Below are 17,776 nucleotides of genomic sequence, written 5' to 3' on the forward strand. Positions count from 1 at the left end.
GCGGCCTTTTTTGATGTTATCACGCATATTTTTGTCGAAGTTGACTGCGCTCATTCTAGGCGGGCTGTTCCTTGCGGGCGCGCCCGCATTCGCGCAAACGCCGCCAACTACGCCTACGCCCGTTGCGCCTGACCTTGAAAATATGCTGGTGCTCGATTTGTCGACGGGCGGCCGCGTTACTATTCAGATGTTCCCCGCCGTTGCGCCAGCGCATGTCGAGCGCATCAAGACGTTGACGCGTCAGGGCTTTTACAATGGCGTTATCTTCCACCGCGTGATTGAGGGCTTCATGGCGCAAACCGGCGATCCCACAGGCACGGGCCAAGGTGGATCGGAGCTTCCCGATCTGAAGGCCGAGTTTAACAAATTGCCGCATTTGCGCGGGACAGTGTCGATGGCACGCACGAATGAACCCGACACGGCCAACAGCCAATTCTTTATCTGCTTTCAACCGCGCTTCAGCCTCGACAACAAATATACCGTCTTTGGCCGCGTGACATCTGGCATGCAGTTTGTCGACGCCATTGAGCGCGGCGAACCACCCGCGAGCCCAAGCAAAGTGCTTCAGGCATCGATTGCTGCAGACAATGTCCCACCGCCCGCATTTTCCGCGCAGCCCGTTGCCGTAGGCCAACCAAGCGGTAGCTAACCGCTTAGGCAATAGCATGCGCGTCGACCTGTTTGACTTCGAGCTTCCGCCCGAGCGGATAGCGCTGCGGCCTGTTAGCCCGCGGGATTCGGCACGGATGCTATGCGTCGGTGGCGAAGGCAACATGGTCGATGCTTCGGTCCGCGACCTGCCGCAAAAGCTGCGCAAGGGCGATTGCCTGATCTTCAATGACACGCGCGTTATCCCTGCGCAGCTTACGGGCCGCAGGGGCGATGCGAACATTGGCGCGACATTGCATAAACGCATCGATCTGCGCCGCTGGCAGGCCTTCATCCGTAATGCGAAGCGCCTGCATATGGGCGACTGCATTGATTTTGGCCACGGCGTCTTGGCCAAGGCCGAAGAACGGCATGACGACGGCAGCTTTACATTGTTCTTTGAAGGCGATGAACCGGTCGAAGTCTTGCTGGAACGTGCTGGCACTATGCCATTGCCGCCTTATATCGCCGGCAAGCGGCCGACCGATGCGCGCGACGCCGAAGATTATCAGACGATGTTCGCGCAAAAGGACGGCGCCGTCGCCGCCCCCACTGCGTCACTGCATTTTACCCCCGAGCTGATGCACGCAGTGCATGATGCCGGGATAGAAACCGCAACGCTTACCCTGCACGTGGGTGCGGGCACGTTCCTTCCAGTAAAGGTCGACGACACGGCAAGCCACCGCATGCATAGCGAGTGGGGCAGCATTGATGCCGAGACGGCAGACAGGCTCAACAGCATAAGCGAAAACGGCGGGCGCTTGATAGCGGTTGGCACGACTTCGTTGCGCCTTGTCGAGAGTGCCGCCGACCAAAATGGTATCGTGCACCCGTTTGAGGGCGACACCGATATCTTCATCACGCCGGGTTATCGGTTTAAGGCCATCAATGGCCTCATGACCAACTTCCACTTGCCAAAATCCACGCTGTTCATGCTGGTCAGCGCGTTGATGGGCCGCGAGACAATGCAAGCGGCCTATGCCCATGCAATCGCCGAAGAATACCGCTTTTACAGCTATGGCGACAGCAGTCTTTTACTACCCTAATCGCGCAACCGGCCTTTAATGGCCCTTCAGCTCATCGCCGGTCAGCCGGACGATGTGCAGCACGTTTGTTGAACCCGGTGTGCCAAATGGCACGCCGGCCATGATGACAATGCGACCACCGGCATGACCCAAATGATAGCGCAGCGCCATGCGCTTGCCCTTGGCGACCATTTCCTCGAACGATCCAATATCTTTGGTCCGCACAGCAAAAGCGCCCCAAAGAAGCCCAAGGCGGCGCGCGGTCGATTGGCTGGCGGTGAGCACCAAGAGAGGCACGGATGGCCGTTCGCGCGAGATCCGCCGCGCGGTCGAGCCTGATGATGTGAAGCAGACAATGGCGCTGGTCTCTATGGTGTCGACAATCCGTCCGCTCGCTTCGGCCAACGCATCGGCCGTGGTGGAATCGGCTGGGGTCTCGGTAAAATGGATCCGCTTGTAGAAATCGGGGTCACTTTCGACCTGTTGCGCAATGCGGTCCATGATCGACACCGCTTCAATCGGCCAAGCGCCCGCCGCCGTTTCGGCAGACAGCATGACCGCATCGGCACCATCATAAATCGCAGTCGCAACGTCCGACACCTCGGCGCGGGTGGGCGACGGCGATACGATCATCGATTCCAACATTTGCGTCGCAACGACAACGGGCTTGCCCATGCGCCGCGCGGTCGACACAATCTTCTTCTGCAACGGCGGCACTTGTTCGGGCAGCATCTCAACGCCCAAGTCACCGCGCGCGACCATCACGCCGTCGGCGAGCTCCAGAATTTCTTCCAACCGTCCGATCGCTGCTGGCTTTTCAATCTTCGCCAGCAACGCAGCCTTGTTCCCGATAAGCTTCTTGCCCTCGGCAACATCCTCTGGCCGCTGGACAAAGGACATCGCGATCCAGTCCACGCCCTGCTCCAGCGCAAAGGCAAGGTCGGAACGGTCCTTTTCGGTCAGCGCGGCAATGGGAATGACGACGTCAGGGACATTCAGGCCCTTGCGGTTCGACAATGCGCCGCCAACTTCCACCGTGGTATTGATATATTCCAGCCCGATTTCGGTGACCCGCAGAACAAGCTTGCCATCATCGAGCAACAGCCGTGCGCCAACTTCCAATGCAGCAAATATCTCGGGGTGCGGCAAATGCACGCGATGCGCGTCGCCCGGCGTCTCGTCGGTATCCAGCCGGAAATCGTCGCCCGTGTGCAATTCCACCTTGCCCTCGGCAAAGGTGCCGACGCGCAGCTTGGGCCCTTGCAAATCCACCAAGATCGTCGTGGGCCGGTTATAGGCTTTTTCGAGCGCGCGGATATTGGCAATCAGCTGCGCCTTGTCGGCTTGCTCGCCATGGCTCATGTTGACGCGAAAGGCATCGGCACCAGCGCGGAACAGCTTTTCGATCATTTCGGGCGTGTCGCTGGCGGGGCCCAATGTCGCCAATATGCGGACCTTGCGCATACGTGGCTTGTGATATTGCATAGAAATGGCTCCGCGATATGGATTTTGACGTTCGCACCCCCCATAACGGGGCAAGTCACCAACGGAAAGGGCGCATAGCTATGCAACAAGACATCCAAATATCCGACGCCGCAGCCGCGGCCGCATTTCGCCGCCTCGTGACGCATTTGCAACACCGCCACGATGCGCAGAATATCGACCTGATGGGCCTTGCCGGTTTTTGCCGCAATTGCCTCGCCGATTGGGTGATGGAGGCGGATGGCACGCTGACCAAAGAGGAAGCACGCACGCTGATCCACGGCATGCCAGCGGCGGAGTGGAAGGCGAAGCATCAGACCGAAGCGACGCCCGCGCAATTGCAACGCATGCAGGAAAGCGTGGCGAAAAACGCCCCTTCGCATTAAGGCGCTGTCATCTTGATTCGGGTGCGCAGGCACCGACCAACACCACAGGGAGAATATCATGGCCGAAGGCAATATCGCCGCCGATCAACTGCGTCTTTTCATTGAACGCATTGAGCGTCTGGAAGAAGAGAAAAAGGGCATCGCTGACGACATTCGTGACGTTTACAGCGAAGCCAAGAGCCAAGGCTATGATGCGAAAATCATGCGTCAGATTGTCCGCTTGCGCAAAATGAGCCAGGACGATCGCCAAGAAATGGAAGCCATTTTGGATACTTACAAATCGGCGCTTGGTCTGGCATAATTTCCGCTCCCCATAAGGAGATGAAATCATGTTGATGACCACCACCACATCGGTTGAAGGCCAACCCGTCCGCGAATATCTCGGCGTTGTAACGGGCGAATGCATTGTCGGCGCGAACATCTTTAAAGATCTTTTCGCTGGCATCCGCGACATCGTTGGTGGCCGCGCGGGCGCCTATGAAAATTCGCTGCGTGACGCCCGTCAGACCGCATTGGCCGAATTGTCCAACGAAGCCCGCAACCTGGGTGCCGACGCCGTGATCGGCATCGACCTCGATTATGAAGTACTGGGCAGGGAAGGCTCAATGCTAATGGTCACTGCGTCAGGGACTGCGGTGAAGCTGAGCTGAAGCAGATGGCTTGCCCAATAGCGCGTGCCTGATGTAAGGGCGCGCCATCATATCCTTTAGCCAGAGAAGAGCAGAGCCATGGCAGGCCATAGCAAATTCAAGAATATCCAACATCGTAAGGGCGCGCAGGACAAAAAGCGTTCGGCGCAATTTTCGAAGCTGTCGCGCGAAATTACCGTGGCGGCGAAGATGGGTATGCCCGATCCCGACATGAACCCGCGCCTTCGCCTTGCGGTGAACGCCGCCAAGGCCCAATCGATGCCCAAGGATAATATCCAGCGCGCCATCGACAAGGCAGTCGGCGGCGACGCGGAAAGCTATGATGAAATGCGCTATGAAGGCTATGGCCCCGGCGGCGTTGCGATCATCGTTGAGGCATTGACCGACAACCGCAACCGCACCGCGACCAATGTGCGCACGGCATTCAGCAAAAATGGCGGCAATCTTGGCGCATCCGGCGCGGTGAGCCACGGATTCGACCGTATGGGCCTGATCACTTACCCCATCAGCGCAGGCGACGCCGACAGCGTCTTTGAAGCGGCATTGGAAGCAGGCGCAGAAGATGTGGAGTCGAGCGAAGATGAACACAGCATCTGGACCGCAATGGACAGCCTGCATGAAGTCGCCAAGGCGCTCGAGGCGACACTTGGAGAGGCAGAAAGCGCCAAGCTCGCATGGAAACCACAGGTTTTGGTCGAAGTCGACGAAGCCAATGCCGCGACCTTGCTCAAGATGATCGATGCCTTGGAAGATGATGACGATGTCCAGACCGTCTGGGGCAATTATGACGTTTCCGACGAGGTGATGGCGAAGCTGGGATGATCATTCTCGGTCTCGACCCCGGTTTGGGCACGACCGGCTGGGGCGTCATCCGCAAGGAAGGCAACCGTCTTTCGCATATCGACAATGGCGAGATTACAACCGATGCCAAGCTGCCTTTGGCCAATCGTCTCGTAATTTTGGACGCAAAACTCAGCGCCGTACTCGATCACTTCCGGCCCGATTATGCGGCGGTCGAAGAAGTGTTCGTGAACAAAAACCCGCAGTCGACACTGAAGCTTGGACAAGCGCGCGGTGTCGTGCTGCTGGGTGCGGCGCGCAACCGTACGCCCGTGACTGAATATGCCACGCGGCTCGTAAAGAAATCCGTTGTGGGCACGGGCAAGGCCGAAAAGGAGCAGGTGCAAGCCATGCTCCGCATCCTGCTGCCGGGGCTTAAGCTGGCGGGGCCAGATGCCGCTGACGCGCTCGCGGTCGCCATCACCCACGCACATCACTTCAGGGGTTGATGGGTTCACGCCTCTGCGTGAAACAAACTTTCTGTTCCCACGATGTTCTCTTTTACTTGCCGATTTTATAACGAACAGCTAACCCGCGATAATGATCGCAAAGCTATATGGCCGCATTGATGAGACGGGCGTCGACCATCTGGTGATCGACGTCAACGGCGTTGGCTATCTGGTGCAGGCAAGCGCGCGGACGCTTGCCGCCTTGGGCAAGACGGATGATTTCGCCACCGTATTCACCGAAATGCAAGTGTCGGAAAACGACATGCGCCTCATCGGCTTTGCCACGCGCGAAGAACGCGACTGGTTCCGCTTGCTGACGGGCGTGCAAGGCGTTGGCGGCAAGGTTGGCTTGGCCATCCTCTCGGCCATCGAACCCGCCGACCTCGCGCTTGCCATCGGCAGCGGCGACGCGGCTATGGTGGCGCGGGCAAACGGCGTTGGCCCCAAGCTGGCCAGCCGCATCGTCAATGAATTGAAGGACAAGGTCGGCGCGCTTGCTGGCAGCGGCGGCGGTCCGAAACTGATGGCGACGGGGGCAGCAGCCGGCAACCATGCACAAGACGCAATGTCCGCACTTGCCAATTTGGGCTTCAAGCCCGGCGAGGCCGGAAACGCCGTGGCGCAGGCAGTCGAGGAACTCGGCCCCGACGCGACACTCGATGCGCTGGTCCGGCTGGCGTTGAAGCGGGCTTCGCGGTGAAGCTCGTCCCTATCCTTCCCTTTTTCCGTCACCCTGAACTTGTTTCAGGGTCCATCGGGCAACTATTCCTGCGCTATCGGCGGCAAACCCAACCCAACCGCCAGATCCACCCAATGCGGATTTTCGGCGTTAATCAGGTTAATCTTCCAAGCGCGGTGCCAATTCTTCAGCTGCTTCTCGCGCGCAATCGCGGCCTCCATCGTGCCAAAAACTTCAAAATGCACCAGCCGGTAAATGGCATATTTCGAAGCATGTCCTGGCGTCATGCCGCCGCGATGTTGCGAAAGCCGCTTCAGCAGGTCAGACGTGACGCCAATGTACAGCGATCCATAATGCTTGCTTGCAACTATGTATACGCAGGGCGTCTTTTCATCTCTCACGCGCTGGAAAGTGCGGCACAATGGACCCTGAAACAAGTTCAGGGTGACGTAAATTTTGGTAAAATGTCATGTGTGGATTCAAACCTCCGCACCGCCTCCTGCCGCTGCGGTCCGCTTTCCGCCATTCCCACCGGCGCATTTGCAGACCCGAACTTTCCCCAGCCGCATTATTCGGTGTGGGAGGGGCGCAAGCACCCTTGGGTGACCATCAAGGGCGACGGTATCGAACATTATGACTGACGACGACCGCCTCACCACGCCGGACAAACGGCCGGAAGATATCGACGCCGCGCTGCGTCCCAAAACGCTCGCCGAGTTCATCGGACAAGCGGCCGCGCGCGATAATTTGCGCGTGTTTATTGAGGCAGCGAAGGGCCGCGGGCAGCCGTTGGACCATGTATTGTTCTTTGGCCCGCCGGGACTTGGCAAGACGACATTGGCGCAGATTGTGGCCAAGGAAATGGGCGTCGGTTTCCGCGCGACATCCGGTCCGGTCATCGCCAAATCGGGCGATCTGGCGGCGTTGCTCACCAATTTGGAGGATGGCGACGTCCTGTTCATTGACGAAATCCACCGGCTCAGTCCTGTGGTTGAAGAAATCCTCTACCCCGCGATGGAGGACCGTGCGCTGGATATCATGATCGGCGAAGGGCCATCGGCGCGTTCGGTGCGGATTGATTTGCCGGCCTTTACGCTGGTCGGTGCAACCACGCGGCAGGGTTTGCTGACCACGCCCTTGCGTGACCGCTTTGGCATTCCGGTGCGGCTCAATTTCTACACGCATAGCGAGCTTGAGCTGGTGGTCACCCGCGCCGCACGCTTGCTGGATCTTGGCATTGCGCCCGATGGCGCGAACGAGATTGCGAAGCGCGCACGCGGCACACCGCGGATCGCCGGTCGCTTGCTGCGCCGCGTCCGTGACTTTGCCAATGTCGCAGGCGAACCCGTCGTCACCGCAAAAATCGCCGATAGCGCGCTCAACCGGTTGGAGGTTGATGCCCTCGGCCTCGACGCGATGGACCGGCGCTATCTGCACATGATCGCCGACATTTATCGCGGCGGGCCCGTAGGCGTCGAGGCGTTGGCCGCTGGCCTGTCTGAGCCACGCGACACCATTGAGGATGTCGTTGAGCCTTATCTGCTGCAACTTGGCCTTATCGCCCGCACAGCGCGGGGCCGTTGCCTCAACGCCCCGGGTTGGAAACATCTTGGCCTCAACCCGCCAGCAGGATCGCAGGACGGATTATTTGATGCATAGCGATATTCCGAGTCCCTAAGGCGACCAATTGCGCGGTTGTCCTTTAAAAAGCCTTCCCGCCGGACTCTAAAGTGGTTAACAAATTTCTCGATGCCTATGCCCACCCCCTATCAAGGCCATTTCGACGGCACACAGCACCTGTTTACCGTGCGGGTCTATTTTGAGGACACCGATTTTTCGGGTGTGGTCTATCATGCGCGCTATCTGCATTTCATGGAACGCGCCCGTTCGGACATGCTGGCCTGCGTCGGCATTGACCAGCGTCATGTACATGCGGAGGGCCAAGGTGCCTATGCGGTCACCGAAATGAACATCAAATATCGACGCCCCGCCCATTTTGACGATGCCTTGGTTGTGATCAGCACCGTTGAGGCTGTGCGCGCGGCAAGTTGTGATATTCATCAAAAAGTCATGCGCGGCGACGAAATACTCACCGAGGCGCGGGTGACTGCGGCCTTTGTTTCACCCGACGGCAAACCCCGCCGACAACCCGCGCATTGGGTTGCGGCGTTTCAGCCCATCATAAACCGACACGCAGAATAGGAAGATCATGGACCTGCTCATCGCGACCCAAAATGTGGGTTTTTCACCGATTAAATTGTTTCTCGACGCTGACCTTGTGGTCAAGGCGGTCATCATCGGCCTCGCGCTCGCCAGCATTTGGGTGTGGACAATCATCATCAGCTTCACGATCAAAATGTCGGGTATCAGCCGCCAGAGCGAGAAGTTTGAAAGCGAATTTTGGGAAAGCGATGATATCGGGGCTTTCGCCAAAACACATAGCCAGAGCGCATTGCCCGTCGCCAAGGTATTTGCCGCAGGCATGACTGAATGGCGGCGTTCGACCAACGGCAAAACCATTGACCGTGCCGGAACGCGCGAGCGGTTATCGACGGCTATGGACGCAATGATTGCGGCAGAGACCGACCGTTTGGCCAACCGTTTGAACTTTCTGGCGACCACAGGATCGGTCGCACCCTTTATTGGCCTGTTCGGAACTGTCTGGGGCATCATGCGCAGCTTTGCCGCAATTGCAGCCGAACAGAATTCAAGCCTGGCCGTCGTCGCGCCGGGCATTGCAGAGGCGCTTTTCGCGACCGCCATTGGCCTGTTCGCGGCTATTCCAGCGGTCATCGCCTATAACCGCTTCTCGCACCGGCTGAACCAATATGAGGCCCGCATGGGCCGCTTTGCCGATGGCTTCCACGGCACGCTGTCGCGTGAGTTGGAGCATGAGGTTTAACGATGGCCATGAACATATCTTCGGGCCGAAGCGGTGGCCGCGGCAGGCGTCGCGGCGGACGGCGCGCGCCCATGGCCGATATCAACGTCACGCCCTTTGTCGATGTCATGCTCGTTCTGTTGATCATCTTCATGGTCACCGCGCCCTTGCTCGTCACGGGCGTTCCAGTTGAGCTTCCCGAAAGCCGCGCAAACACGCTTGAGCAGCCGGAGGAGCCCATCGAAATTGCCATCGATCAATCCGGCACGACCTTTATCGACGGCACGCAAGTGGCACCGAGCGAGCTGCCCGCACGGCTTGAAGAAATTGCCGACGCACAAGACGCAGCAAAGCCGCGCCAGATCATGCTGCGCGGGGATACGTCGATCAGCTATGGGCAAATGATGCGCGTGATGGGCGAACTGAACCGTGTTGGGCTGAATAGCGTGAGCTTGGTCACCACTGGTTCATCTGGCGAAAACTAACGATATGGCGATGGATCGGGTCGAGAAAGTCGGACTGGGCGCTGCGATTGGCGGCCATGTCATATTGCTGGGCGTATTTGGCCTGGGTCTTTTGGCATCCGCGGACACCATCAAAAAACAGGAATCGATTTCGGTTTCGCTGGTGGGTGAAATTGCCGATGTCTCGACTGCGCCCGACGCCATTCAGGAAGAATCCGCACCGCCAGCCGCTGGTGACACCGCGCCGAGCGAACCGCCGCCTACCCCAACGCCGGTAATGAAAATGGAAAAGCCGGTGGCCAAGCCAGTGCAGAAGCCCGCAAAGCCGGACACTGCGCCGCCCGTTGCGAAGGTAGCGGCCAAGAAAGAGCCGGTGAAGCAACCGCCAGCCAAAGCCACAACGCCAACCAAGCCCGGCGGGCTCAGCCGCAGTTTCGAAGACAGCATCAGCAATATCGGCAAGGCACCCGGCGCTGGCAAAGCCGTTGGCACGCCTGCTGCAAAGACGGCGACGGAAGTGCGCCGCTCAGTCGGCATCAGCATCGCGGGCCAAATCCGCAGCCGCGTTCGGGCATGCGCGCCATCGGGTATCGACATCAACAAAATCGAGACATTCGTAACGCTCAGCCTTGAACCATCGGGCAAGCTTACGTCCGTACGCTTTGACAGGCAGGTCGGCGTGACCGATAGCAACCAACCACAGGCTGGGCCGTTAAAGGACTGCATCTTGCAAGCCGTGCGCGCGGCATCCCCCTATGACGGGCTTGACCCCGAATATTATGACGTCTGGAAAACCCACGCGCTTCGCTTGCGCGCCACGGGATAAAGGAATGAACTATATGACCTCCTTCGCATTTTACCGGAAGCTTGCTTCATTCCTGCTTCTGATTGTCGGCAGTCACAGCGTCATGGCGCAAACCCCACCGCCTGCGCCTGATACAGATGAGCCGGAACTGGTCGAGTTCGACACATCCAAGACGCGCTCCATTGCCGTGCCCGCACTTGTTGCCCCCGCCCCTGTCGATACGCCCGCCGGCAACAGCGCCGCACTTGGCCGTCAAATCGCTGAAGTCATCTCATCCAACTTGCGCGCATCGGGTGTGTTTGAAACACAGGGGCCCAACGGCCTGCGCGCCATCTCGCTTGGCGAAGTAACGGCGCCCCAGTTTGATTATTGGAAAGGCCGTCCAGTTGAACAGCTTGTGCAAGGTTTCGTCCGCGTGGGCGGCGACGGCAATCTGACGGTGGGTTGTTATTTATATGACGTCGGCTTTGGCAATCAAACCACACGCCTTGGCTTCAACGTGCCGCCGCGCGAATGGCGCAGGGCCGCGCACAAATGTGCCGATGCGATTTATTCGCGCCTCACCGGAGAGCTGCCATTCTTTGACAGCCGCATTGCCTATATTGCCGAAACCGGTCCCAAGGGTAAACGCGTCAAACGCCTGGCGATTATGGATTCAGATGGCGCAAACCACCGCTTCATCACCAATGGCCAGTCCACGGCGCTGACACCGCGTTTCTCGCCCAATTATAAATCGATCCTGTATCTGTCCTATGTCGACGGCAATCCACGCATCTATGTCTATGATATTGATGCGGGCCGGCAACGGTTGATTACGCAATCGCGCAACCCGACCTTTGCCCCGCGCTGGTCGCCCGATGGGAAGACCATTTTATATTCCATGGCGGTTGCGGGGAACACCGACATCTACAAGATTTCGGCAAGCGGCGACGGTACGCCCGTCAAGCTGACAACATCCCCCGGCATCGACGTCGGGGGAAGCTTCTCCCCCGATGGTCGCCAGATTGTATTTGAAAGCGACCGGTCGGGCAGCCAGCAAATCTATGTCATGAACGCTGATGGATCCAACCAACGGCGGATCAGCTTTGGTTCGGGGCGGTACGCGACCCCTGAATGGAGCCCACGGGCCGACCTAATTGCTTATACCCGCATTGCGGGCGACTTCCGCGTGGGCACGATGCGCCCCGATGGCTCGGGCGAGCGGCTGCTGACCGACAGCTGGCAGGATGAGGCCCCGACATGGGCGCCAAATGGCCGCGTTATCCAGTTTTTCCGCACCGCCAAGGGCAGCGGCAAAACCAGTATCTGGCAAGTCGACCTCACGGGATCGAACGAACGCCAATTGCCAACGCCGGTTGACGGATCGGACCCTGCATGGGGGCCGGTATTGCCGTGAGTGCGTTTAGATCTTATTTCTGATAAAGTTTCCGCTACACAGATGCGGGCAAGCCGAAGGAGAAGACCATGAAGACAAACACTATCAAGATGGCCGCCATATTGCTGGCATCGACCGCACTGGTTGCAGGCTGCGGCAAGAAAAAGGTCGAGGAACTGCCACCTGCGGCCGAAGGCACCAACTATGGCCCACCCCCAGCGGCCCCGATTGTCGAAGCGAACCCGATCGTTCCGGGCAGCCAGGAAGATTTCCTCCAGCAAGTTGGCCAATTTGGCGACCGCATTTTGTTTGAAACCGATCGTTTCAATGTGGATGCCGAAGATCAGGCGACGTTGCAGCGTCAGGCGCAGTGGCTGGCCCGTTATCCCAACGCCCGCATCACCGTGGAAGGCCATGCCGACGAACGCGGAACACGCGACTACAACCTCGCGCTCGGCGAACGCCGCGCCAATGCTGCCAAAAATTACCTGACCTCAATCGGTGTCGACGCAAGCCGCATCGAAACCGTCAGCTATGGCAAAGAACGCCCATCGGCCTTGGGTTCGGACGAACAAGCCTGGGCACAAAATCGCCGTGCGGTGACGGTTACCATCAAATAAAATTAAGAGCGTACATGCCGTTCAACGAGCGTCATGCTGAACCTGTTTCAGCATGACGCCTGGCATGCAAGCCGCGCTTATCGAAGCGCGTCGTTTGTTTACATCGGTTTTCTTGACAAGGCTTTTCACTTTCGCACATCTTGTGTGAAATTTTGGGGGCCGCAATTTCATGCACGACGACCTATCTCAACGGCATAGCGCATTTCGTTTCCATGGCAGCTGGCTCGAATTTGCCCGCATCGCCTTTCCCAACCTTTTGCTGACCATTGTCACGCTCGGCATATATCGGTTTTGGGCAACCACCCGCGAACGCGAATATCTTTGGAGCAAGACGGACTTCATTGATGAGCGTCTGGAATGGACGGGCAAGGGCATGGAGCTTTTTGTCGGCTTCATCATGGCTTTCCTGCTGATCGGCCTACCCCTCATCGTCATTCAGTTGATATCGCAGGGGCTGATTTTCCGCGGCGAGGCAATCCTCGCGGCAATCATGACCCTGATGATGTTCCTGCTGCTATTTTACCTAACGGGCGTCGCTTATTTCCGTGCGCTCCGGTACCGGCTGAGCCGGACCTATTGGCGCGGTATCAGAGGGGGCAGCGACGACCCCGGTTTTCAATATGGCGTGGCCTATATGTGGAAAAGCGTCGTGGGTTGGCTGCCGATTTTTTTGGCTGTGCCATGGTCGATGATTTCCCTTTGGAATGACCGCTGGAACGCCATGAGCTTCGGGCCGCATCGCTTTTCAGCAACGGCCGAGTGGAAGCCACTGATGAAGCGTTATTTGTTATTCTACCTCGTGCCTTTTTTGGTGTTCATAGGTGCCGTGGTGTTCGGCATCAGCATGGCTGCTTCGGGTGGGACTCCCGACACACTTGGAAGCACGGGCATTGCGATTGGCGCGATCTTGGCGATCATCGCCGTCCTTTCATTATATATCGTTCTCCCGCTCGCGGCGCTGGCCTATTACAGCAAATATTTCCGCCTCGCGGTCGGCGGCTTGCGTTTACACAATCTGGAATTTGACTTCCGCGCACGGGCGCCGGACTGGATCCTGTTCTTCCTCGCCAATATGGCAATTGTCATCTGCACCTTGGGCATTGGCTATATCTTCATGCCGTACCGCAACTGGAAATTCTTCGTCGACCATATGGAAGCCTATGGCGAGATTAACATCGACGATCTGACCCAGTCGGAAACCGTGGTGGCCAAGCATGGCGAAGGCTTGCTCGACGCATTTGATGTGGGGGCGATTTAGCCAATGTCTGCCTTTTTCGATGCGTGGCATTATGACGGCAAAAGCGCCGTGCGACGCAAGGTTGAGGTGCAGATTATTGGTGCGCAATTCTACTTGTTGGAAACTGAACGGCGACATGGCCCGTTCGCATTTTCCGATGTCGAATATGTCACGCACAAGGATGATGCCGACGTCTATGGATTAAAGGGAGCGGACGGATGGCGGTTAATGCTTTCCGGGCCAGTGCCGACGGACCTCAACGCTATGCTGCCGGCACCGCGCAATTATGGCGGTTGGGTGGACAGGCTTGGCTTTGGCAAAGCGGCGGTCGCCTTCACCTTGGCCAGCGCGGCGGCGGTTGCCGTCGTTCTTTTGAGCCCGCAATGGCTGGCACCACTGATCCCCTCCAGCGTCGACGAAAAACTTGGCGATGCGCTTGTGGGCGATTTCGGCGGTCGGTTCTGCAGCACGCCTGCCGGAGACGCAGCGTTGAAAAAGCTGGTCGCGTCGCTCGATGCCCATCCGGACGACTTGCAGGTGGAGGTCGCCAAAATTGACATGATAAATGCGGTGGCGCTGCCCGGTGGTAAGGTCATTTTATTCGACGGCCTCGTCAAACAAGCGCGCTCGCCTGATGAGGTTGCTGGCGTATTGGCGCATGAAATCGGCCATGTCCGTGAAAAACATGTCATGCAGGCGTTGCTGCGGCAAATGGGCCTTGCGGTGGTTCTGGGTGGTATTGATGGCAATAGTGGCGCGCTGGTCAACAACATGCTGTCCATGAGCTACAGCCGCGAGTCTGAAGCGGAAGCCGACGCCCATTCGATGAAAGCGCTGGGCGGTGCGAATATCTCGCCCATTGGCACTGCATCATTTTTTGACCGGCTTTCCGAACTGGATGGCAGCGCAAGCTCCAGCACATCGGACAATGGCATAGCCGGATATATGTCGAGCCACCCGCTGTCGCGGTCCCGCAAAGACGCGTTTGAAAAGAGCATCGTTAAAGGCAAAAACTATAAACCCGCCTTAACCCCGACCGAGTGGACGGAGTTGAAAACAATGTGCACGCAGGATCGCAAAGCGAAATCGGGCTTCGGCTTTGATTTTAACTGAGCGATTGTTTAAGCTACGGTAGTTTTTGAAGGAAAGGCTCCCATGTTCAACCGCCTCTTTGTCGAACATCCCAAAAGCGTCGATGAAACTTATGTCGAACATTTTGGCGTCGCCAGCCGATTTGGTTTTGCGATGATCTGGGGTGGGATGAAGGCGCTGGTGCATGCGTTCATTCCCGGTCTTTGCATTACTTCGGGCAGCGATACCGTAAAGCGATTGAACCACATCATGGTCGAGCAGCGCCGTGCGAAGGGTCAGGATGTGGCCCAAATGCTGACCGTTGATTGGGTGATTTGACCCTGCCAGGCTCCGTTTTGACCCAGCCCCCGTTTTGACAGAAACAGCTCCACATTTCGCCGTTCGCCATGATGGCATAAAGCTGGCCTATCGCCTGACCAAAGGCCGCGGCCCGACGCTTGTTTTCCTGCCGGGCTATATGTCCGATATGCAGGGTGGCAAGGCAACGGCGCTGTGCGCTTGGGCAGAGGCGCAAGGCATTGGCATGCTGCGGCTCGATTATTCGGGTTGCGGCGAGAGCGAAGGCGCATTTGAAGACGGCACGCTGAATATTTGGCGGGATGACGTTCTGGCGGTCATTGCCCACGCGCAGGTGGGGCCCTTAATCTTGGTTGGCTCGTCCATGGGTGGATGGCTCATGCTGCTGGTGGCCGAAGCGCTTGGCACGCAGGTCATGGCGCTGGTAGGCATCGCCGCTGCCCCCGATTTCACCGACTGGGATTTCAACGACGCCGACCGCGCGACGATGGCCGCCGACGGACGTATCGAGCGTCCAAGCGATTATGGCTATGATCCCATGGTCATCACCCGCGCTTTTTGGCAATCTGGACAGGATAATCTGCGGCTGAATGGCGAAATCGGTATCGATTGCCCGGTGCGGCTGATCCACGGGCAATGCGACCCTGACGTGCCTTGGCAAACGTCTTTAAGCCTAGCTGCCCAACTTCGTTCATCCGACGTGCAGACCATCTTGGTAAAGGATGGCGACCACCGGCTTTCGCGCGATGCGGATATTGCTGTGTTGATCGACAGCGTGGCGAAGCTGGTCTGACCTTATTGAAGGAGCGCCCGTGCTAAAGCTTTTATCGAGTTTGCTGTTCATCGCGGCGCCCGCGTCCGCGCAACCATTGTCCACGCTGAAAGAAGTCCAGTTTGACGAATGCATCAAGCTCGCCGGTACTGACCCTGCATCTGCGGTCACCGAGGCAAGCCTATGGGCGCAGCAAGGCGGCGGATATCTTGCGCGCGCGTGCCATGGTTATGCGCTTGCGACCGACTTTAAATTCGACCTTGCGATACCGATACTGACCGAGGCGGCTAAATTGGCCGAGGATAAGGGGGATGCCCGCGCCGCGCGTTTCTGGGCGCAGGCGGGCAATGCTGCGCTGGCAGCCGATACACCCGATGCGGCGTTGGCGGCATTGGACAAAGCGCTTGCCGCCCAAACCCTAGAAAGCGCCGAACGCGCCGATAGCGAGGTCGATCGCGCGCGCGCTTTGGTTGCGTTGAATAGACCAGCCGATGCCGAAGCTGCGTTGACGACCGCACGGAAGCTATCGCCCGAAAATGGTACGGCATGGTTGTTATCGGCGACGTTGGCGCGGCGGATGAACAAGCTGTCCGACGCGCTAAGCTATATCCAGACGACAGCCGCGCTTCTGCCGCGTGATGCCGCCGTCGCATTGGAGGCGGGCAATATTGCCATTGCCGCAGGTGACGAAGCTGCGGCGCGCAAGCAATGGGAACAAAGCATCGCGATCGCACCCAACAGCCGCCAAGCGGCGACAGCAAAGGCGCAGCTGGCCGCATTGGCCGCCAGCGCGACGGCGTCTACCGAACCGCAATCGAGATAATATTCAACCTGCACGCCCCTTGCGCCTGTAGCTGTCACGGTCCATTGTCTGCGCAAATACAGACAGCGCCATGAACGGAGCGAATATGCCGACGAAATATCTCCACACGATGATCCGCGTGACGGACCCTGACGCGACGGTCGCGTTTTTCAAATTGATCGGGCTTGAAGAAGTCCGCCGTTTTGACAGCGAAGCTGGCCGCTTCACGCTCATTTTCCTTGCAGCGCCCGGACAAGATGGTGTGGCGGAAGTGGAGTTAACCCACAATTGGCCACCCGCCGATGGCAGTGCAGCCGAAGCTTATGATGGCGGACGCAACTTCGGCCATTTGGCGTACCGCGTCGATGATATTTACGCGACCTGCCAAACGCTGATGGACGCAGGCGTCACGATCAACCGGCCGCCCCGCGATGGCCATATGGCGTTTGTGCGCACCCCCGACGACATTTCGATTGAACTGTTGCAAGAGGGCAATCTTCCGCCGGCAGAACCTTGGGTCAGCATGCCCAATGTTGGGGTGTGGTAATGGCGATTGAAATTGTCCGCGTTCCGGTCCTGTCCGACAATTATGTCTGGTTGGTACATGAAGCAACAAGCGGCGAGACCCTCGTGATCGACCCTGCCGTGGCAGAACCGGTACTCGCGGCGGCTGAGGCGCGCGGATGGAAGATTACGCAAATCTGGAATACCCATTGGCACCCCGACCATGTCGGCGGCAATGCCGAGATTAAGGCCGCGACGGGCTGCATCATCACGGGACCAGCGGCAGAGGCAGAGCGGATATCGACGCTGGATGTGCAGGTCCGCGGCGGAGACGTCGTGCAATTGGGTGGCGTGCGGGCGATGGTCCTCGACGTTCCCGCGCACACATCGGGGCACATCGCTTATCATTTCGCAACCGAGCAGGTCGCCTTTGTCGGCGACACCTTGTTCGCGATGGGCTGTGGCCGCTTGTTCGAAGGGACCGCCGCGCAGATGTACGACAATATGCGTACGCTTGAAGCGTTGGGCGATGCTACGGCCATCTATTGCGCGCACGAATATACGTTAAGCAACGCGCGCTTTGCGGTGACCGTGGAGCCTGACAATGCCGCGCTTCAGCAGCGCGTGTCTGACGTTGCCGCAGCGCGCGAACGCGGCGAGGCAACGGTGCCAACAACGATTGCACTGGAGCGCGCGACCAACCCGTTCATGCGCGCACGCTCCGTGGAGGAGCTAGCAGCACGCCGGGCGGCGAAGGACGCAGCCTGA

25 protein-coding genes are annotated in these 17,776 nt (G+C 58.3%); 23 read left to right on the forward strand and 2 right to left on the reverse strand.

The annotated features are described in order from the left end of the window. The first annotated feature begins 13 nt into the window (after positions 1-13). On the forward strand, positions 14-649 hold the full coding sequence (locus tag ACIQZK_RS05575) for a peptidylprolyl isomerase (protein WP_397575283.1): 636 nt from the start codon (positions 14-16) through the stop codon (positions 647-649). 16 nt (positions 650-665) lie between these two features. Continuing rightward, positions 666-1,694, forward strand: a complete 1,029-nt coding sequence (gene queA / locus ACIQZK_RS05580) for a tRNA preQ1(34) S-adenosylmethionine ribosyltransferase-isomerase QueA (protein WP_397575258.1) — start codon at positions 666-668, stop codon at positions 1,692-1,694. A gap of 15 nt (positions 1,695-1,709) precedes the next feature. Here queA and pyk read toward each other — a convergent pair whose 3' ends face one another. Then, positions 1,710-3,158 (reverse strand): pyruvate kinase, encoded by a 1,449-nt coding sequence (gene pyk, locus ACIQZK_RS05585; RefSeq protein ID WP_397575259.1) that lies wholly within the window; start codon positions 3,156-3,158, stop codon positions 1,710-1,712. A gap of 80 nt (positions 3,159-3,238) precedes the next feature. On the opposite strand from pyk, the gene ACIQZK_RS05590 reads away from it, so the two are divergent. From ACIQZK_RS05590 to ruvA, 6 genes are all read left to right on the forward strand, one after another. Continuing rightward, on the forward strand, positions 3,239-3,541 hold the full coding sequence (locus ACIQZK_RS05590; RefSeq protein ID WP_397575260.1) for a DUF1244 domain-containing protein: 303 nt from the start codon (positions 3,239-3,241) through the stop codon (positions 3,539-3,541). Between the two features lie 58 nt (positions 3,542-3,599). After that, positions 3,600-3,842: a DUF2312 domain-containing protein gene (locus ACIQZK_RS05595; RefSeq protein WP_125229489.1), complete on the forward strand. Its 243-nt coding sequence runs from the start codon at positions 3,600-3,602 to the stop codon at positions 3,840-3,842. 28 nt (positions 3,843-3,870) lie between these two features. Further along, positions 3,871-4,191 (forward strand): heavy metal-binding domain-containing protein, encoded by a 321-nt coding sequence (locus tag ACIQZK_RS05600; RefSeq protein WP_397575261.1) that lies wholly within the window; start codon positions 3,871-3,873, stop codon positions 4,189-4,191. 78 nt (positions 4,192-4,269) lie between these two features. Further along, the gene (locus ACIQZK_RS05605; RefSeq protein ID WP_397575262.1) at positions 4,270-5,013 is read left to right on the forward strand and encodes a YebC/PmpR family DNA-binding transcriptional regulator; all 744 of its coding nucleotides are present in this window, start codon (positions 4,270-4,272) and stop codon (positions 5,011-5,013) included. After that, positions 5,010-5,480 carry a crossover junction endodeoxyribonuclease RuvC gene (gene ruvC / locus ACIQZK_RS05610; protein ID WP_397575263.1) on the forward strand — a complete coding sequence of 157 codons (471 nt, stop codon included), beginning with the start codon at positions 5,010-5,012 and terminating at the stop codon, positions 5,478-5,480. Before ACIQZK_RS05605 ends, ruvC begins: the two co-directional genes overlap by 4 nt. Before the next feature lie 91 nt (positions 5,481-5,571). Beyond that, complete coding sequence (ruvA, locus tag ACIQZK_RS05615) at positions 5,572-6,180, forward strand: Holliday junction branch migration protein RuvA (RefSeq protein ID WP_397575264.1); 609 nt, start codon at positions 5,572-5,574, stop codon at positions 6,178-6,180. Positions 6,181-6,242: 62 nt separating this feature from the next. Here the strand turns inward: ruvA and ACIQZK_RS05620 are convergent, their stop codons facing one another. Further along, a complete protein-coding gene (locus tag ACIQZK_RS05620; protein ID WP_397575265.1) occupies positions 6,243-6,560 on the reverse strand; it encodes a GIY-YIG nuclease family protein in 318 nt (105 codons plus the stop codon). 72 nt (positions 6,561-6,632) lie between these two features. On the opposite strand from ACIQZK_RS05620, the gene ACIQZK_RS05625 reads away from it, so the two are divergent. From ACIQZK_RS05625 to gloB, 15 genes are all read left to right on the forward strand, one after another. Next, positions 6,633-6,800 (forward strand): hypothetical protein, encoded by a 168-nt coding sequence (locus tag ACIQZK_RS05625; RefSeq protein WP_397575266.1) that lies wholly within the window; start codon positions 6,633-6,635, stop codon positions 6,798-6,800. Beyond that, on the forward strand, positions 6,793-7,818 hold the full coding sequence (ruvB, locus tag ACIQZK_RS05630; protein ID WP_397575267.1) for a Holliday junction branch migration DNA helicase RuvB: 1,026 nt from the start codon (positions 6,793-6,795) through the stop codon (positions 7,816-7,818). Before ACIQZK_RS05625 ends, ruvB begins: the two co-directional genes overlap by 8 nt. Before the next feature lie 90 nt (positions 7,819-7,908). Then, a complete protein-coding gene (locus tag ACIQZK_RS05635; protein WP_397575268.1) occupies positions 7,909-8,361 on the forward strand; it encodes a YbgC/FadM family acyl-CoA thioesterase in 453 nt (150 codons plus the stop codon). Between the two features lie 7 nt (positions 8,362-8,368). After that, the gene (gene tolQ / locus ACIQZK_RS05640) at positions 8,369-9,061 is read left to right on the forward strand and encodes a protein TolQ (RefSeq protein WP_395635024.1); all 693 of its coding nucleotides are present in this window, start codon (positions 8,369-8,371) and stop codon (positions 9,059-9,061) included. Between the two features lie 2 nt (positions 9,062-9,063). After that, positions 9,064-9,525, forward strand: coding sequence for a protein TolR (gene tolR, locus ACIQZK_RS05645; RefSeq protein ID WP_397575269.1), 462 nt, complete (start codon positions 9,064-9,066; stop codon positions 9,523-9,525). Between the two features lie 4 nt (positions 9,526-9,529). Then, a complete protein-coding gene (locus ACIQZK_RS05650) occupies positions 9,530-10,330 on the forward strand; it encodes a hypothetical protein (protein ID WP_397575270.1) in 801 nt (266 codons plus the stop codon). A 13-nt stretch (positions 10,331-10,343) separates the two neighbouring features. After that, on the forward strand, positions 10,344-11,705 hold the full coding sequence (tolB, locus tag ACIQZK_RS05655) for a Tol-Pal system beta propeller repeat protein TolB (RefSeq protein ID WP_397575271.1): 1,362 nt from the start codon (positions 10,344-10,346) through the stop codon (positions 11,703-11,705). Between the two features lie 83 nt (positions 11,706-11,788). Then, complete coding sequence (gene pal, locus ACIQZK_RS05660; protein ID WP_397575284.1) at positions 11,789-12,304, forward strand: peptidoglycan-associated lipoprotein Pal; 516 nt, start codon at positions 11,789-11,791, stop codon at positions 12,302-12,304. A gap of 169 nt (positions 12,305-12,473) precedes the next feature. After that, entirely contained in the window at positions 12,474-13,562 is a 1,089-nt protein-coding gene (locus tag ACIQZK_RS05665) for a YjgN family protein (protein ID WP_397575272.1), read from the forward strand. 3 nt (positions 13,563-13,565) lie between these two features. Next, positions 13,566-14,654: a M48 family metallopeptidase gene (locus ACIQZK_RS05670; protein WP_397575273.1), complete on the forward strand. Its 1,089-nt coding sequence runs from the start codon at positions 13,566-13,568 to the stop codon at positions 14,652-14,654. 42 nt (positions 14,655-14,696) lie between these two features. Beyond that, on the forward strand, positions 14,697-14,951 hold the full coding sequence (locus ACIQZK_RS05675) for a DUF6356 family protein (RefSeq protein ID WP_395636854.1): 255 nt from the start codon (positions 14,697-14,699) through the stop codon (positions 14,949-14,951). 34 nt (positions 14,952-14,985) lie between these two features. Beyond that, complete coding sequence (locus ACIQZK_RS05680) at positions 14,986-15,723, forward strand: alpha/beta hydrolase (protein ID WP_397575274.1); 738 nt, start codon at positions 14,986-14,988, stop codon at positions 15,721-15,723. Between the two features lie 19 nt (positions 15,724-15,742). Further along, positions 15,743-16,525: a tetratricopeptide repeat protein gene (locus ACIQZK_RS05685; RefSeq protein WP_397575275.1), complete on the forward strand. Its 783-nt coding sequence runs from the start codon at positions 15,743-15,745 to the stop codon at positions 16,523-16,525. An 85-nt stretch (positions 16,526-16,610) separates the two neighbouring features. Then, on the forward strand, positions 16,611-17,051 hold the full coding sequence (locus ACIQZK_RS05690; RefSeq protein WP_397575276.1) for a VOC family protein: 441 nt from the start codon (positions 16,611-16,613) through the stop codon (positions 17,049-17,051). Then, positions 17,051-17,776 (forward strand): hydroxyacylglutathione hydrolase, encoded by a 726-nt coding sequence (gene gloB / locus ACIQZK_RS05695; RefSeq protein ID WP_397575277.1) that lies wholly within the window; start codon positions 17,051-17,053, stop codon positions 17,774-17,776. The genes ACIQZK_RS05690 and gloB overlap by 1 nt, the downstream gene beginning before the upstream one ends.

This window comes from Sphingorhabdus sp. (genome assembly GCF_044338195.1).
Classification (GTDB): domain Bacteria; phylum Pseudomonadota; class Alphaproteobacteria; order Sphingomonadales; family Sphingomonadaceae; genus Sphingorhabdus_B.

Excerpts from the sequence above, each read along its gene's own strand:
- tolB (WP_397575271.1), top strand. The coding sequence starts at position 10,344 with ATGACCTCCTTCGCATTTTACCGGAAGCTTGCTTCATTCCTGCTTCTG.
- ACIQZK_RS05670 (WP_397575273.1), top strand. The coding sequence starts at position 13,566 with ATGTCTGCCTTTTTCGATGCGTGGCATTATGACGGCAAAAGCGCCGTG.
- ACIQZK_RS05575 (WP_397575283.1), top strand. The coding sequence starts at position 14 with ATGTTATCACGCATATTTTTGTCGAAGTTGACTGCGCTCATTCTAGGC.
- ACIQZK_RS05635 (WP_397575268.1), top strand. The coding sequence starts at position 7,909 with ATGCCTATGCCCACCCCCTATCAAGGCCATTTCGACGGCACACAGCAC.
- ACIQZK_RS05675 (WP_395636854.1), top strand. The coding sequence starts at position 14,697 with ATGTTCAACCGCCTCTTTGTCGAACATCCCAAAAGCGTCGATGAAACT.
- ACIQZK_RS05665 (WP_397575272.1), top strand. The coding sequence starts at position 12,474 with ATGCACGACGACCTATCTCAACGGCATAGCGCATTTCGTTTCCATGGC.
- ruvA (WP_397575264.1), top strand. The coding sequence starts at position 5,572 with ATGATCGCAAAGCTATATGGCCGCATTGATGAGACGGGCGTCGACCAT.
- ACIQZK_RS05605 (WP_397575262.1), top strand. The coding sequence starts at position 4,270 with ATGGCAGGCCATAGCAAATTCAAGAATATCCAACATCGTAAGGGCGCG.
- gloB (WP_397575277.1), top strand. The coding sequence starts at position 17,051 with ATGGCGATTGAAATTGTCCGCGTTCCGGTCCTGTCCGACAATTATGTC.
- ACIQZK_RS05690 (WP_397575276.1), top strand. The coding sequence starts at position 16,611 with ATGCCGACGAAATATCTCCACACGATGATCCGCGTGACGGACCCTGAC.
- tolR (WP_397575269.1), top strand. The coding sequence starts at position 9,064 with ATGGCCATGAACATATCTTCGGGCCGAAGCGGTGGCCGCGGCAGGCGT.
- ACIQZK_RS05590 (WP_397575260.1), top strand. The coding sequence starts at position 3,239 with ATGCAACAAGACATCCAAATATCCGACGCCGCAGCCGCGGCCGCATTT.
- ACIQZK_RS05600 (WP_397575261.1), top strand. The coding sequence starts at position 3,871 with ATGTTGATGACCACCACCACATCGGTTGAAGGCCAACCCGTCCGCGAA.
- ACIQZK_RS05595 (WP_125229489.1), top strand. The coding sequence starts at position 3,600 with ATGGCCGAAGGCAATATCGCCGCCGATCAACTGCGTCTTTTCATTGAA.
- queA (WP_397575258.1), top strand. The coding sequence starts at position 666 with ATGCGCGTCGACCTGTTTGACTTCGAGCTTCCGCCCGAGCGGATAGCG.
- ACIQZK_RS05650 (WP_397575270.1), top strand. The coding sequence starts at position 9,530 with ATGGCGATGGATCGGGTCGAGAAAGTCGGACTGGGCGCTGCGATTGGC.
- ruvB (WP_397575267.1), top strand. The coding sequence starts at position 6,793 with ATGACTGACGACGACCGCCTCACCACGCCGGACAAACGGCCGGAAGAT.
- ruvC (WP_397575263.1), top strand. The coding sequence starts at position 5,010 with ATGATCATTCTCGGTCTCGACCCCGGTTTGGGCACGACCGGCTGGGGC.
- pyk (WP_397575259.1), bottom strand. The coding sequence starts at position 3,158 with ATGCAATATCACAAGCCACGTATGCGCAAGGTCCGCATATTGGCGACA.
- tolQ (WP_395635024.1), top strand. The coding sequence starts at position 8,369 with ATGGACCTGCTCATCGCGACCCAAAATGTGGGTTTTTCACCGATTAAA.